A 13,709-nucleotide genomic window follows, 5' to 3' on the forward strand; every position below is an offset into this window, starting at 1 on the left:
ACGTCGCGCTTTTTGCCACGCGCCCGTAGTCGTAGTCAATGGCCCGCTACCACATCGAGACCTACGGCTGTACGTCCAATCGGGGCGAGAGCCGCGAGATCGAGCGGGCGCTCCGCGACGGCGGTCACCACCCCGCCGACGGCCCCGAGGCGGCCGACGTTGCCATCCTCAACACCTGCACCGTCGTCGAGAAGACCGAGCGCAACATGCTGGCCCGCGCCCGGGAACTCGACGACGAAACGCCCGCAGACCTCGTCATCACGGGCTGTATGGCACTCGCGCAGGGCGAGCAGTTCCGCGAGGCCGACATCGACGCCGACGTGCTCCACTGGGACGACGTGCCCGAACACGTCCGTAACGGCGAGTGTCCGACTGTCACACCTGACACCGAGCCGGTCGTCGACGGCGTCGTGGGCATCCTCCCCATCGCTCGGGGGTGCATGTCCGACTGCTCCTACTGCATCACCAAGCACGCGACGGGTCGAATCGAGTCGCCGACCGTCGAGGAGAACGTCGAGAAAGCGCGCGCGCTCGTCCACGCCGGTACGAAGGAACTCCGGATTACCGGGCAGGACACCGGCGTCTACGGCTGGGACCGCAACCAGGGCGAGAGTCTGCTTCCCGAACTGTTGGAGCGCATCTGCACCGAAATCGATGGCGAGTTCCGGGTGCGCGTCGGGATGGCCAATCCGAAGGGCGTCCACGGCGTCCGGGAGGAACTCGCAGCTGTCTTCGCCGAGCACGACGAACTGTACAATTTCCTGCACGCGCCCGTCCAGTCGGGCAGCGACGAGATGCTCGCGGACATGCGCCGCCAGCACACCGTCTCAGAGTACGTCGACGTGGTCGAGACGTTCGACGAGTATCTGGACTACTGGACGCTCTCGACGGACTTTATCGTCGGCTTTCCGACCGAAGAGCCGGCAGACCACAGGCAGAGTCTCGCGCTCCTGCGCGAGACCCGACCCGAGAAAATCAACGTCACGCGCTTCTCGAAGCGTCCCGGCACCGACGCCGCCGACATGAAGGGGCTGGGCGGCCAGACGAAGAAGGACCGCTCGAAGGAGATGTCGGAAGTGAAGATGGACGTGGTCGGCGCGGCCTACGAGTCGATGGTCGGCCAGACAAGCGAGGTGCTGCTGGTCGAGGACGGCACCGACGACTCGCTGGTTGGCTACGATTCGGCCTATCGGCAGGTTGCGATTCCCGGTGCCGAAACAGCGGCCGACCTCGGCGACATCGCCGAGGCAGAAATTACGGGCCACAATACGGTTTACGCACTCGGCGAACTGGTCTGATAAGGGTGACTGCGGGTCTGCACCCTGCGACACCTTACCCAGTAACCTGGTCTACCTGCTCGACGCCGACACCGCCGATGTGGATGCGAACCCCATCACGATAGTTCTCGTCGATATCGAGCGTCCAGCCCTGAACCTGTGCAAGCGTCTGGACGTTGGGAAGTGCCATCCCGGCCTCGGCGTTGGGAACAGCGTGACCGTAATCGAACAGTTTGTCGAGGTTCTCGTCGGCTGGTCGGGTCCCGTCGTCAGTGATAGTGAAACCGTCCTCGTCGAGACGGACGAGGAGTTCGGTCGCCTCGTTGTGGCGGGCGAACGTAATAGCGCTCTGGAAGAGGCTCTGCAGACGCGAACTGTCGGCGATGATTTCGCCGTTGCCCTCGACGGTCAACGCGAGGTCGGCGGTGTCGGTCTGTCGCCAGGCGGCCTCGACGGCCTCGCGGAACGGGACCGACGAGAGGTCACCGACCGTCTGACCGTACTGTGCCAGCGTCGCGAGGTCAGACACCGTCCGTGACATCCGTCCGGTCCGGTCGGCCGCCGCACCGAGTGACTCCTGGGCAGCGCCGACACTCCCGCTCTCGAGTGCGGCACCGGCAGCGTGGACGCGGCTCTGGATGACCTGCAGCGAATTGCGGAGTTCGTGACGGATACCCTCCGCAAACTCTTCGAGTTGCTCGTTGTGCCGCTCGAGTTCGCGGCGCTGGCGCTCGATTCCGGTCACGTCCGAGAACATCAATACCTCGCCAACGTCAGCCTGGCCGAGAGAGAACGTTGTCGAGCTAACGAGATAGTGACGGGGGTCGCCATCGACAGTCACGTCGAGTACATCCCCTTCGTCGTCGGTAATCATCGCCAGTCCGTCGACGGTCTCGATGGGACGGTCATTGGCCCCGCGCAGGTCAGGGAACAGCGCCAGAGCAGCGTCGTTGTAGTCTCTGACGTGGCCGTCTTCGGAGAGGAAGACGAACGCACCGTCGACGTCGCCAGTGAGCTGGACGGCCAGAAACCGCTCCTCGTAGACGAACAGAACGCCGAGCGCGAACACGGCCACCCCGAGCGGTGCGTAGATGACGTTCGGAATCAGTTCGCTCGCAAATCCGACGATGTCGAAGACCGCCGGCAGTGCAGTCAATCCCGTGAGGACGACCAGCGGCCGGGTGTCGTAGCCGGCATCGGCGAACTGTTCGAACAGGACAAACAGGCCGACGGCGGCCAGTGCGTAGGCTAGTCCCGTCGCCGCCCAGTGAAACGCCTGTTGCTGGATGTCGACGTAGACGCCGCCGCTGGTCTGGACCAGTTCGGCGACGAAATACTGGTGGTGAAGCGGGTTCGTGAGTTTTACCGCCACGACGGCCAGGTAGAGCCCGAGACCGGCCCGACGGAGCGTCTGGTTGCGGTGCAGCGTCCGCCCGGAGTAGGCCGAACAGAAGTACAGCCAGGAGAAGACGGTCGAAAAGCCCAGAACGAGCCCGACGGAGTAGGACGCGATCTTCAGGTCCGGCGTCGGCATGACGAACAGGCCGGTGTGAGACGCCGCCCAGCCGCCGCTCCCGACGAGCAACCCGACAAGTCCGTACCGCGTCGCCGTGTCTTCGACCTGTCGAGCCCGGAGTAGACTTCCAAGACAGGCCACCGTGGCAGCACCGAACGCGAGAATGTAGATCAGCTGAGTTGAGTCGCCCGGTACTGCAGCCATACTACCCCAAAGTTACGGTGCCATCCACAAATAGGCCCCGGACCAGTCAGGGTTCGTCCTCGCGGTCGTGGATCCGCCCACCGACCAGGCGGTCGACCTCGTCGTCGGGTTTCCACTCGCCGGCCTCTCTGGGGTCGACGTGGACGAACACGTCGTCGACCTCGGCGAGGGAACTGATAGACTGGACGACATCGGTCTCGATGCGGTGGGCCTCCATGAGCGTCCGGTCGCCCTGGACCTCGATGTGGAGACTCACGTCGATTTCCGGACCGACGTAGTGGGCGATGACGTCGTGTGCACCCTCCACGTCGGGATGGGCGAGCGCGCGGCGGATGATTTCCCGGCGCAGGTCCTCAGGCGGGGCCGCGCCGACGAGATAGTCGACGTTGTCCTGGACGACCTCGACACCGGTGTAGAGGATACCGAACGAGACCAGCCCCGCCGCGAGCGGGTCGAGTAACGGATAGCCGGCCATCGCGCCGAGGACGCCGATGAGTGCCGCGCTGGCAGTCAGGATGTCGTTTCGGTTGTCCAGTGCAGTCGCGGCGAGTGCCGGGGAGTTGGTGTCGTCGGCGACGCGCAAGCAGTATCGATAGAGCAGGTACTTGACCACCCCGGAGACGACGAGGATGGACGCAGCAGCAGGGCCGCGCGCGACCGAGACGTCGCCGGAGAGCAGCGTGGAACTCGCCTGCCACAGCACCGCACCGCCGGCAGCGAAGATGCCGAGTGCGACGAACAGCGAGACGAACGGTTCGATGCGCTCGTGGCCGTGAGGATGCTCGAAATCGGGCGGCTGCGTCGTGAGGTAGAGGCCGGCGACGATGACCAGGCTGTAGGCGCTGTCGGCGAGACTGTTGACCGCTTCGGAGCCGACGGCGAGACTGCCGGTCCAGTAGTAGACGACACCCTTCCCGACGACGAGGGCGAGGTTGGCCGCTAACACGAGCAGGCCAACGCGTCGGAGCGTGCGCCGTCGGGACATTCGGTGGGATTTCACACCCCCGGGGTTAAATCGCTTCGCTCGGGCGAGCGTCCCGATCGGCAGCCGGAGTCAGTCGACGCGGGGGAGCGCGACGAACTGCTGTTTGACCGGAGTGAACGGGTCGTAAATCGACTGGTGACACTGGCAGTAGACGGCGTTCTCCGCCCCGGGATAGTCGGAACTCTTGAATCCTGGCGTACAACAGAAGTGCGTGCACTTGTCGAGCCACGCGATACAGTCCTCGGTGGTCGCGGCGTCGAGAAATTCACGAACGTCGCCAGGGAGGTTCCCATACTCGCCCTCGCCGGCGACCATTTTACTGACCTCGGTACTCCGCAACAGTTCGACGGAGAGCGCTCGCCCCTCTTCGACGTTGCGCCAGGTAACGTTCAGCGGCATACCGATGCCGTCGTCACCGACACCGTTGCCCCACTCTTCGTAGTTGTCGAAGTCGTCGACCGACACCGGAGATCCAGTTTCGAGCGGGCGAGCCCACTGGTAACCGCCTTTCACGCGAAGTGTATTGTCGGCGTCGGCACCCGGCTGTGCGCCGGGTAGCGTCTGGACACCACAGTACTGGAACCACTTCGACGAGTAGGGGAACCCGCCGATTTCTGTCTCGGCGACCTTCACTTCGGTGCCGTCACGACGCGTCTTCGTCTCGACTTCGGGCCACACGCCTTCGAGAGTGCCATCGTCGGTGGTACGCAAGGGAACGATCGGCAAGCCACGCGGTGCCGGACCGTCGGTGTTCCGGATACCGACGTACTCGACGCTCCCGCCGCCGACGCCCTGAGTCGACGTCGCTGTGTTCAAAACCATACCACTGCTGGCGGCAACTGCACTCAGTGCTGACGAGCCGACGACGCCTTTGACGAACCGACGCCGTCCGCTCTCTGGAGGGTACTTGTCTGACATTGGAGGGCAGCGTTCGGAGTGCCACGACCCGGAATAAAAGGAACCTGGGCAGTGTTTCTTGCCAGGAGAATCGACGAAATTATTAAATTGTTTGCGGGAAAAGCTCCGATTTCTAAAAGCAAGTTCGTCGAACGGCAGGAACACCAGCGCCCCGGTTGAGGCGCTCACTGACCACCTCGGGCAGGTCTCACCGCCACGCAGTCAGGACTCGACCATGACGGCGCTCTCTTCGTCGTCCACGCGGACGCCGTCCTGCTCGCCGAAAGCGGCGTGCAGTCGGTCGTAGGAGTCCGTGACTGCCTCGACGATGACTTTCGTCTCGCCGATGACGGGCATGAAGTTCGTGTCGCCCTCCCAGCGCGGGACGATATGAGCGTGCAAGTGATCGTCGATGGAGCCACCGGCAGCGCCGCCGCCGAGGTTGTAGCCGACGTTGTACCCCGCCGGCGAGAGCGCCTCGTCCATCGCGTCGATAGTCCGCTGAACCAGCCGTTCCTTCGCGAGGAGCGTCTCGCTGTCGAGGTCTCGGAACTCGCCGGTGTGCTGGTTCGGGATCACCATCGCATGGCCCGGATTGTAGGGGTAGTTGTTCAGCATGACGAACGCGTGGTCGTCGCGTGCCAGCAACAGATTGTTCCGATCGTCGTCCTGCTCGGGTAGTTCGCAAAAAACACACCCCTCGATACCCTCGTTCTTGTCGTCGCGTTCGACCCAGTCGATGCGCCAGGGGGCAAACACCTGCTCCATACTCTCACATCCTGTCGCCGTCGTCAAATACCCCCTGCCAGTGGCCGACGCAACGCGTGCCATTATAATATAAAAAGATACCGGCCGTTCAGCGCAGTCCCAGTGAATGAAGGGACGAGTACAGTGTGTAAACGGTATCGAGAGTTCTAATACCGTATTACGCCAAATTCGGTCGCAGTCGTGCGATAAAACGGTTAGAACGGAGTCAACGGTCGACCCTTCTTATACTACTTCTCTGCCACTGTCAGAGTAGGATGGCCACAAAACCGAACGCTGTCGCAGATATCACAGAGGAGTGTGAGAGTTGCAAGCGGACAACCCCCCACGAAGTTACCGTCCAGATTCTCACCGAAAGTCCCGACCCCGAAAATGCCGAGTTCTCGCGCGAACCGTATCGCGTCAGCGAGTGTACGGTCTGTGGCACGACCGAGAAGACGCGGATGAACAACGCGTAGTGCCATCCAACGCGGACGTACCGTCCATCGACCCACTCTCTCCTTATTCTCGGTCCTGTTCCACAGCGAGACGCGACACCGGCGCGCTCGCCGGTTCCTACCGCGTCGTCACTTCACACCCGTCTTCGGTGACGATGACGGTGTGTTCTTTCTGGCTGACGAGACAGCCGTCGTCCTCTTTCAGCACCGGGTAGCCGTGGACGATGTCGTTGCGCTTGAGTCGCCGGAGCGCCATCTCGGCGCGGGAGGTATCCAGCCACCGCGTCGCGAAGGGGAGCGTCCGGAACTCCTCGGTAATCTGGTCGAGCGCCTGCCGGGCCTGTCGGTTTCGAATCGACGCCTCGCGTTCGAGGGCGAAGATCTCCTCTTCGCTCCCCTCGCTGACTTTGCCGCCGCCATCCGTCGCGAACGGTTCGATAGCGACCACGTCGCCGGCGGCGAGTTCGACGCCCTGCGAAACGGCACGATTTGGGATGTTCGGCGTGGTGTGTTGTTCCCAGTGGCCCAGACCGTGCCCGGTGAGGTTCACGACGGGGTTGTAGCCGTACCCCTCGATGACCTCTTCGATTGCGGCTCCGATTTCGCCGGTCTGAACGCCCGCCTCGACAGTATCGAGTGCCGCGTCGAGTGCCTCCGCGGAGGCGTCTTTCAGATCCTCGTTGCCCGAGAGGTCGACCGTGATGGCGGTGTCGGCGAGCCAGCCGTCGACGTGGACGCCGATGTCCAGGTTCACCATGTCCTCGCCGAACGTGGAGTCGTCGTCGATGCTGGGCGTGGCGTGGGCGGCCTCCTCGTCGATGGAGATATTTACGGGGAAGGCCGGCTTTCCGCCCAGTTCCCGGATGCGGTCTTCGGCCCACTCGGCGACTTCGAGGTGGCTCACGCCGACCTCGACCATCTCTGCGGCCTCGTCGCGGACCTCGGCGAGAATCTCACCCGCTTCGCGGTGTTTCTCGTACTGCTCGCTCGTCAAATCGACGCTCATACTCCGTCTTTGGCTGTGGGGGAGAAAGTGTTTGCCGTTACTGGCTTGCGGTCTGCATCGCCGCCGTATTGTACGCGCGACCGACCGCCCCGTCGTCTCGGAGTGCGATGATACCGGCCGAGCCACCCGTCTCCGTTTCGAACCCACGGAGCAGCCGGTCGACCGCGTGCTGTGGCGGGTCCCCGTCGTCGATAGCGTGGGCAACGCGTCGTGCCAGCCCGAAGCGGGCGATCGCCTCGCCGTCACCGGTCGTACTGACCGCTGCTCGCTCGGTAGCATAAAAGCCCGCACCAACCTGTGGTACGTCCCCGACTCGGCCGGCGAGTGCGAACCACCGCCCACCTGTCGAGGTGGCCGCAGCGAGTCGCTGGCCGTCGGTCGCGACGGCACCGACGGTGTCGTGGTCTGGCGAAGGAGCGCCGGTGTTCGCATCAGTCTCGTGGTCGGTGCCAAACTGCTCGCAGACCCACGCCAGTCGGTCGCGCGTCCCGTCGCTTTCGGGCACATCGGCCGCCCGCCAGCGCTCGCGCGTGCGCTCGGTCCATAGATTGCAGTCGGTGGCAACGCCAAATGACTCTGCAAGCGCGACGGCCCGCTCGCCAGCGACGAGGACGTGAGGCGTCTCCCGAGCGACGGCTCGCGCAACGTCGATGGCGTGTTTCACACCGGGCATCGCGGCGGCCGCACCCGCCTCGCTGTCGCCGGTCATCAGCCCCGCATCGGTCCGGATCACCCCGTCGCTCTGGACGGCGCTGCCGACGCCGGCGTTGAAACGCGGGTCGGCTTCGAGTCGACGGACAGCCGAGACGACCGCAGTCGCTGGTCGGTCGCAGTCACCGCCCGCCTCGGCCGCCTCGTCGAGCACTGCCTGTCGGGCGTCGGGGTCATCCGACACGCTGCCAGCACCGCCGTGGACGAGAACGTTCATGCCGCGATTTCGGGCGCAAGCCGAAAAGCTATATCGACGGCACGGACGGCAGCCCGACGATGCCGACGGTCTACGACCGGACTCTCTCGAGTGAACTACCCCACCCTACTCACCCGCTAGTGCGGCTTCGTTGAGGGTGGGGCTTCCTGTTTCGATGACGCACTTTGCAGACACCGAATGGGTGTCCATAGGGAGCGCAGTCTCCACAGGCGTGGATTCGGGCCATTCCAGCCCTAGTTCAGAAAAGCCGCGCTTGAGGACGTTCATCGCCGTCGCAAAATCGAACGCGATTTTGCTGCCCGTCAGACGCAGTCTGACGACCGCGTTCGCGTCACGGTCACACTCAAACCCACAACTCGGACAGGAGTGTTCACGTACCCAGATGGGTTTCGCTGTCTCCACACCACACGATGCACACTCTTTGGTTGTTCCAGCGGTATCCACCTGCATGACATGACAGCCATATAGATCGGCCTTGTATTCGAGGAATGTGATGAACTGTCGCCATGCCGCGTCCTGCTTGTTCTGAGCGTTCTGTGGCTGCTCAAGCATCTCTTTCATGTCCAAGTCCTCAACAAACACCGCGTCGTACTCACGGACAAGCCACGTCGTGATTTTGTGCTGGTAGTCCAGTACCTTCCGTCGGATGTGACGCTTGACTTTGGCTACCTTCCGCCGTTGTTTCTCGTAGTTGTTCGACCCTTCTTGCTTCCGTGACAACTTGCGTTGCTCACGTCGAAGTCGCTCGTACTCGTCTTCGAGGCCAAGCCAGTCGACGGTCGTGCCATCGCTGGTGTGGATGTAGTTCAGGATGCCGAGGTCAACACCGATGCTGTTGCTCGCGTCCAACGAGTCCACGTCAGGTTTCTCGGGTAAGTCGGCGTCGTCGGTTTCTAACCCAAACGAGACGAACCACTCACCGGTTGTTTCCTTTTTGATTGTGACTTCTTTGATGTCGGCATCGTCGGAAATCTCGCGGTGGTAGCGGATGCTGACCTCGCCGATTTTGGAGAGCCAGAGGGTCGCGTGTCGGCCACTCGTGTTTTTGAGTTCGAAGCCGGACTGCGAATATGTCATACTCTGAAACTCCCTCGGTGACTTCCAGTTGAGTTTCCCGACCTTGCGTCCGTTTTGTTTCTGCTCGGAGAGGGCAGCGAGATTCTGGTAGAACCGCGTGACGGTTCGTTGCAAAGCCTTCGAGTTGACCTCCGAGAAGACGGAGAACTCGTCTTTCCAGTCGGGGAGTCAGTAGTGGTGTTTGTACGCGGAACCGATGTCGTCGGCATCCACGTTCTCGTATTCGTACAGGGTGTAGTTGTACGCTTGGCGATGAGTATCGATGTGATGTTCTAGTTCAGCCGCTACCTCTTGTGTTGGATATACGGGGTAGCGGGGACTGTACTCCATCGCTGTCTGTTGATTATCGATGTATTAAGTTAATGGTTTGTATCTCGTACGGCGATTCATTTCCTCCCTACTCGCTCGCAATACTCGCTCCTTAACCAAGGGGAATTCTCGCCTCAATTCTGGTAAAATTCGCGTAATGATTGGTGCATTCCGGGAGTGACTCACAGAGTGGGAACAACCGCGCCGTGAGAGCAAACATGTGTCTGAGACATCCCGTGGAATCCATCTAAAACAATCATCACGGTTCACTCGAAGCGGCATTACTTTAGCCCAGGGCGAAAAAGAGGCTGATATATGACGTACGATAAAATCGAGGTGCCCGACGAGGGCGAACCCATCGAAGTAGTAGACGAGGAAAACGACATACTCGATGTCCCCGAGAAGCCGATCATCCCTATTCTCTACGGTGACGGAATCGGGACAGACGTCGGGCCAGCAGCACAGAAGGTACTGGAGGCAGCGGCACAGGCAACAGGCCGAGACATCAGCTGGATGCGCGTCTACGCCGGCGAGACGGCCCGCGAAAAGTACGACGAGAATCTCCCCGAAGACACTGTTAACGCGATTCGAGAATTCCGCGTCGCTATCAAGGGCCCGCTCACGACGCCCGTCGGTGCGGGCTTTCGCTCGCTGAACGTCGCACTCCGGAAGACGCTCGACACCTACGCGAACGTCCGACCGACCTACCACCTCGACGGTGTCCCGTCACCGGTCAAAAATCCCGACGCGATGGACATGGTCACGTTCCGTGAGAACACCGAAGACGTCTACGCCGGCATCGAGTGGGAGGCCGGCACCGACGAAGTCCAGCAGGTCAAGGAGTTCGTCGAAGACGAGATGGGCGCAGACGACGTCATCCACGACGGCCCGGTCGGTATCGGTGTCAAGCCGATTACGGAGTACGGAACGAAGCGACTCGTCCGGCAGGCCATCGACTACGCACTGGAACACGGCCGCGACTCGGTCACCCTCGTTCACAAGGGGAACATCATGAAGTTCACCGAGGGACAGTTCCGCGACTGGGGCTACGAGGTCGCAGAAGAAGAGTACGGCGACGAGGTCATCAGCGAGGACACCCTCTGGGAGGAACGCGACGGTGAAGCCCCCGAGGAGGCCGTCGTCGTCAACGACCGCATCGCCGACAACATGCTCCAGCAGATTCTGACCCGGACCGACAACTACGACGTCATCGCCACGATGAACCTCAACGGCGATTATCTCTCCGACGCCTGCGGAGCGCAGATTGGTGGTCTCGGTATCGCACCCGGTGCGAACTTCGGCGACGGACTCTGTCTCGCCGAGCCGGTCCACGGCTCCGCGCCAAAGTACGCCGGCCAGGACAAGGTCAACCCGACAGCGATGATGCTCTCGGGCGTCCTGATGTTCGAGTACATGGGCTGGAACGACGCCGCACAGCTCATCAAAGACGCCGTCGAGGAAACCATCTCCTCGAAGAAAGTCACGTACGACCTCGAACGCCAGATCGAGGGCGGCGAGAAACTCGCCACGAGCGAGTACGCCGAGGAAGTCGTCAGCAATATCGAGAAGCTCGCGTAAGACGAGCTTCACAGCCTCTCAAAAATCCGATTCGATTGAGACGAGTTTTTTCGGGCTATCCCGTTCACGAGCAGCAGCGCCGCAACTGGTCAGTCCATCCAATCGGGATCGGTCCGAGGTGGACTGAAGATATCGACACCGGAGACGGGAATGTCAGCGCGGTTCTCTGCGGCGTGTGGTTCGCCGCCGGGAATGACGTAGGATTCGCCGGGACTGAGGACGTGTTCCTCATCGTCGACAAGAAACGTGAACGTCCCGTGTGCGATGTAGCCAGCCTGTTCGTGGTCGTGGCTGTGTTCGGGGACGCGCGCCCCTGGTTCGATGTGGAAGTGCTGGACGCTCGTTCGCTCGCCGGCGACTAACTGCGTGAGGTAGACGCCCTCGACCGCTTCGACGGTCTTGCCGTCTGCGGGTGCCATCGATTCCATACCAACACAGCCAACGGGAACCACCCTAAGCGTTGGGCCGGCAGACGACCGTGGGCCGATACAGTGTGGAACGGAGCTTTCTTGCTCGCACGTACGCAAGTGAACGACTATGTACGCCGTCGTTGGTTGCGGCGAGTGTTCCGCCCTCTGGATTGTCGAGGGGCGCCCCGAGACAAGTCAATGTCCCCGCTGTGGCACGACTCGGAAGTACAAGAAACGCCGCGAGTTCGTCACCACCGACGACGAGAACCACGCTCGCGAAGTGCGGTCGTCGATGCTGGCCACCCGACAGGACATGGGCGACGCCTTCGCCGGTCTCGATTCCTTCGCGGAGATGGACAGCTACGTCGACGACTCCGGCATCGACGACGAGACGTACCTCCAGGAGTCCGGTATCGACACCGACGAAGTCGCCGCGGCCGCCGAGCGGAAAGAACGTGGCGCCGGCGGCACGCAGAGTCGCAAGGAAACGGTCATACAGGCGCTCCGGGCGCTCGAGAGTCCCGACGAAGAGGCGGTGGTCGCCTACGCGAGCGAACAGGGCGTCCCCGCTGAGTACACCCGAAAGACCCTCCAGAAACTCGTCCGCGCAGGTGAAGCGACAGAAAACGGTGGGCAGTACCGACTCCTATGAACATCCACAAACTCGACCCGGCACCGCTGGTCGTCGGCGCATTCATGGCGGTCGCCGGCGTGCTCTTTCTGGCACAGCCGTTCGTCCCGCCGATTGGGCTCGGCGGCGTCGACGTTCCGATCGCAGCCTTCTCGTTCGTCGCGCTGGCTGTCGCCCTGGATCTCGGTGCGGTCCTGTTTTACTGGCAGGGCGACGCCACGGCAGCGATGGCACACGGCGTCGCCGGCCTGGGATGGACGCTGCTAGTCGTCGGGACGGCCCTGGGACAGAGTCTGCTCTGGCTGCTCGGACTTGCCGTCATCGTCGGCGGAGCCGTCTTCCTGTTCGTGGAGATGAGCCGCCGCGGGCGGTGATTACCGACCCAGTTCTTCGTGAGCGCTGGCGAGATGGCGGGAAGTGAAAGCCGCAACCAGTGAGAGTTCGCCCGCCAGCGCGCCGACGGCGATGAGTTCCGCGAGCGCGTCTGCGTTCGCACCAGCCGGCTCGCCGCCGCCCGCGTGCCCGAGGATGTCGAGCGCTTCCGACTGGGTCGGGAGTTTGGTCCCGCCGCCGACAGTGCCGACTTCCAGCGAGGCAAAGGAGAGGCTGGCGTAGAGGTCGCCGCCGTCGGAATCGCTCTCGGCGCGGTTCGCGGGTCGCTCTCCGCTCACGTCTGTCGAGGACTCGCTACGCTCGTCCTCGCTCTCCCGGACCTCCATCGTCGTGATGGCGTTTGCACCTTCCACGACCTGCGCGGGGTCCTGTCCGGTCGCGAGGAAGACGGCGGCGACGGTGTTTGCGGCGTGGGCGTTGAACCCCAGCGAGGCGGCCTTGGCACTCCCGATCAGGTTCTTGCGCGTGTTCCCTTCGACCATCGCCTCGGGCGTCGTCTTCAACGTCTCTTCGACGTACTCTCGTGGGAGGACCACGTCGGCCGTGACCGAGCGGCCGCGCCCCTCGATTGCGTTGATAGCGGCGGGTTTCTTGTCCGAACAGAGGTTCCCCGAGAGCGCGACCAGCGAGGCCGGTGTCTCTTCCTCGACGAGTTCGCTGGCCTCGCGTGTGGCGATGGTCGCCATGTTCATGCCCATCGCGTCCTTGGTGTCGTAGACGAATCGGAGGAAGACGCTATCCCCGACGACGTAGGGGTCGACGGCGGTGAGGTCGCCGTGGCTGGTCGTCGACTCGGCGGCCTCGCGGAGCGCCTCCTCGTTGTCGCGGACCCACTCGACGACTCGCTCTGCGTCTGCGATGCCGTCGACACGGAAGACCGGCGCGCGGGTCATTCCCGAACTGGTCACGCGTGCGGTCGCACCGCCGGCAGCCCGAATCGCGGAGAGACCGCGATTGACGCTGGCGACGAGTGCACCCTCTGTCGTCGCCATCGGGAGGTAGTACTCGCCGTCGGCCGCGCCGCCGTCGACGGAGACCGGACCGGCGACGCCCATCGGAATCTGGGCACCACCGAGCAGATTCTCGACGTTGGCGTCGACGCCGTCGGCGTCGAAGGTGTAGTCGGAGATTGCGTCGAGGTCGACGCCCGTTTCCTGTTCGACGAGATGACGGCGAGTAGCGGCCGCGGTTTCGGCGTCAGCGTGGTCTTCGAGTTCGTAGAGGCGCAGGTCCCCCTCACGGACCCGCGCAGCGAGGTCGGCAGGGTCTGTCATGCCAGGACAGTCGTGGCGGGGT

Annotated in this window: 13 protein-coding genes and 1 pseudogene; 5 read left to right on the plus strand and 9 right to left on the minus strand. The window is 62.9% G+C overall.

Features of this window, described 5'->3' with window-relative positions; translation table 11 throughout:
* Nucleotides 1-38 precede the first annotated feature (38 nt).
* Nucleotides 39-1,298, plus strand: a complete 1,260-nt coding sequence (locus WDJ60_RS13170; protein WP_340100982.1) for a tRNA (N(6)-L-threonylcarbamoyladenosine(37)-C(2))-methylthiotransferase — start codon at nucleotides 39-41, stop codon at nucleotides 1,296-1,298.
* A 34-nt stretch (nucleotides 1,299-1,332) separates the two neighbouring features.
* On the opposite strand, the gene WDJ60_RS13175 is transcribed toward WDJ60_RS13170, so the two are convergent.
* The 4 genes from WDJ60_RS13175 to WDJ60_RS13190 form a co-directional block, all read right to left on the minus strand.
* Nucleotides 1,333-2,997, minus strand: coding sequence for a histidine kinase N-terminal 7TM domain-containing protein (locus WDJ60_RS13175; protein ID WP_340100985.1), 1,665 nt, complete (start codon nucleotides 2,995-2,997; stop codon nucleotides 1,333-1,335).
* A 46-nt stretch (nucleotides 2,998-3,043) separates the two neighbouring features.
* The gene (locus tag WDJ60_RS13180; RefSeq protein WP_340100987.1) at nucleotides 3,044-3,982 is read right to left on the minus strand and encodes a cation diffusion facilitator family transporter; all 939 of its coding nucleotides are present in this window, start codon (nucleotides 3,980-3,982) and stop codon (nucleotides 3,044-3,046) included.
* A gap of 69 nt (nucleotides 3,983-4,051) precedes the next feature.
* On the minus strand, nucleotides 4,052-4,900 hold the full coding sequence (locus WDJ60_RS13185; RefSeq protein ID WP_340100989.1) for a ubiquinol-cytochrome c reductase iron-sulfur subunit: 849 nt from the start codon (nucleotides 4,898-4,900) through the stop codon (nucleotides 4,052-4,054).
* A gap of 201 nt (nucleotides 4,901-5,101) precedes the next feature.
* Nucleotides 5,102-5,647, minus strand: a complete 546-nt coding sequence (locus WDJ60_RS13190) for an HIT family protein (protein WP_340100992.1) — start codon at nucleotides 5,645-5,647, stop codon at nucleotides 5,102-5,104.
* Nucleotides 5,648-5,901: 254 nt separating this feature from the next.
* On the opposite strand from WDJ60_RS13190, the gene WDJ60_RS13195 reads away from it, so the two are divergent.
* Complete coding sequence (locus WDJ60_RS13195; RefSeq protein ID WP_340100994.1) at nucleotides 5,902-6,102, plus strand: DUF7835 family putative zinc beta-ribbon protein; 201 nt, start codon at nucleotides 5,902-5,904, stop codon at nucleotides 6,100-6,102.
* Nucleotides 6,103-6,199: 97 nt separating this feature from the next.
* On the opposite strand, the gene map is transcribed toward WDJ60_RS13195, so the two are convergent.
* The 3 genes and pseudogenes from map to WDJ60_RS13210 form a co-directional block, all read right to left on the minus strand.
* Complete coding sequence (gene map, locus WDJ60_RS13200; RefSeq protein WP_340100996.1) at nucleotides 6,200-7,087, minus strand: type II methionyl aminopeptidase; 888 nt, start codon at nucleotides 7,085-7,087, stop codon at nucleotides 6,200-6,202.
* A 37-nt stretch (nucleotides 7,088-7,124) separates the two neighbouring features.
* Nucleotides 7,125-8,015, minus strand: coding sequence for an isoaspartyl peptidase/L-asparaginase (locus WDJ60_RS13205; RefSeq protein WP_340100998.1), 891 nt, complete (start codon nucleotides 8,013-8,015; stop codon nucleotides 7,125-7,127).
* A gap of 105 nt (nucleotides 8,016-8,120) precedes the next feature.
* Nucleotides 8,121-9,422, minus strand: a pseudogene (locus WDJ60_RS13210) (RNA-guided endonuclease InsQ/TnpB family protein).
* A 294-nt stretch (nucleotides 9,423-9,716) separates the two neighbouring features.
* Here WDJ60_RS13210 and icd point away from each other — a divergent pair.
* Entirely contained in the window at nucleotides 9,717-10,979 is a 1,263-nt protein-coding gene (icd, locus tag WDJ60_RS13215; RefSeq protein WP_340101000.1) for an isocitrate dehydrogenase (NADP(+)), read from the plus strand.
* A gap of 89 nt (nucleotides 10,980-11,068) precedes the next feature.
* Here the strand turns inward: icd and WDJ60_RS13220 are convergent, their stop codons facing one another.
* Nucleotides 11,069-11,407, minus strand: coding sequence for a cupin domain-containing protein (locus tag WDJ60_RS13220; protein WP_340101002.1), 339 nt, complete (start codon nucleotides 11,405-11,407; stop codon nucleotides 11,069-11,071).
* A 109-nt stretch (nucleotides 11,408-11,516) separates the two neighbouring features.
* Between WDJ60_RS13220 and WDJ60_RS13225 the strand changes: the two genes are divergently transcribed.
* The gene (locus WDJ60_RS13225; RefSeq protein WP_340101004.1) at nucleotides 11,517-12,041 is read left to right on the plus strand and encodes a DUF5817 domain-containing protein; all 525 of its coding nucleotides are present in this window, start codon (nucleotides 11,517-11,519) and stop codon (nucleotides 12,039-12,041) included.
* Nucleotides 12,038-12,394 carry a hypothetical protein gene (locus WDJ60_RS13230; RefSeq protein WP_340101006.1) on the plus strand — a complete coding sequence of 119 codons (357 nt, stop codon included), beginning with the start codon at nucleotides 12,038-12,040 and terminating at the stop codon, nucleotides 12,392-12,394. The genes WDJ60_RS13225 and WDJ60_RS13230 overlap by 4 nt, the downstream gene beginning before the upstream one ends.
* Here WDJ60_RS13230 and WDJ60_RS13235 read toward each other — a convergent pair whose 3' ends face one another.
* Entirely contained in the window at nucleotides 12,395-13,687 is a 1,293-nt protein-coding gene (locus WDJ60_RS13235) for a hydroxymethylglutaryl-CoA reductase (RefSeq protein ID WP_340101008.1), read from the minus strand.
* Between the last annotated feature and the right edge of the window lie 22 nt (nucleotides 13,688-13,709).

The sequence above is a fragment of the Salinibaculum salinum genome, from assembly GCF_037645885.1.
GTDB classification, from domain to species: Archaea; Halobacteriota; Halobacteria; order Halobacteriales; family Haloarculaceae; genus Salinibaculum; species Salinibaculum salinum.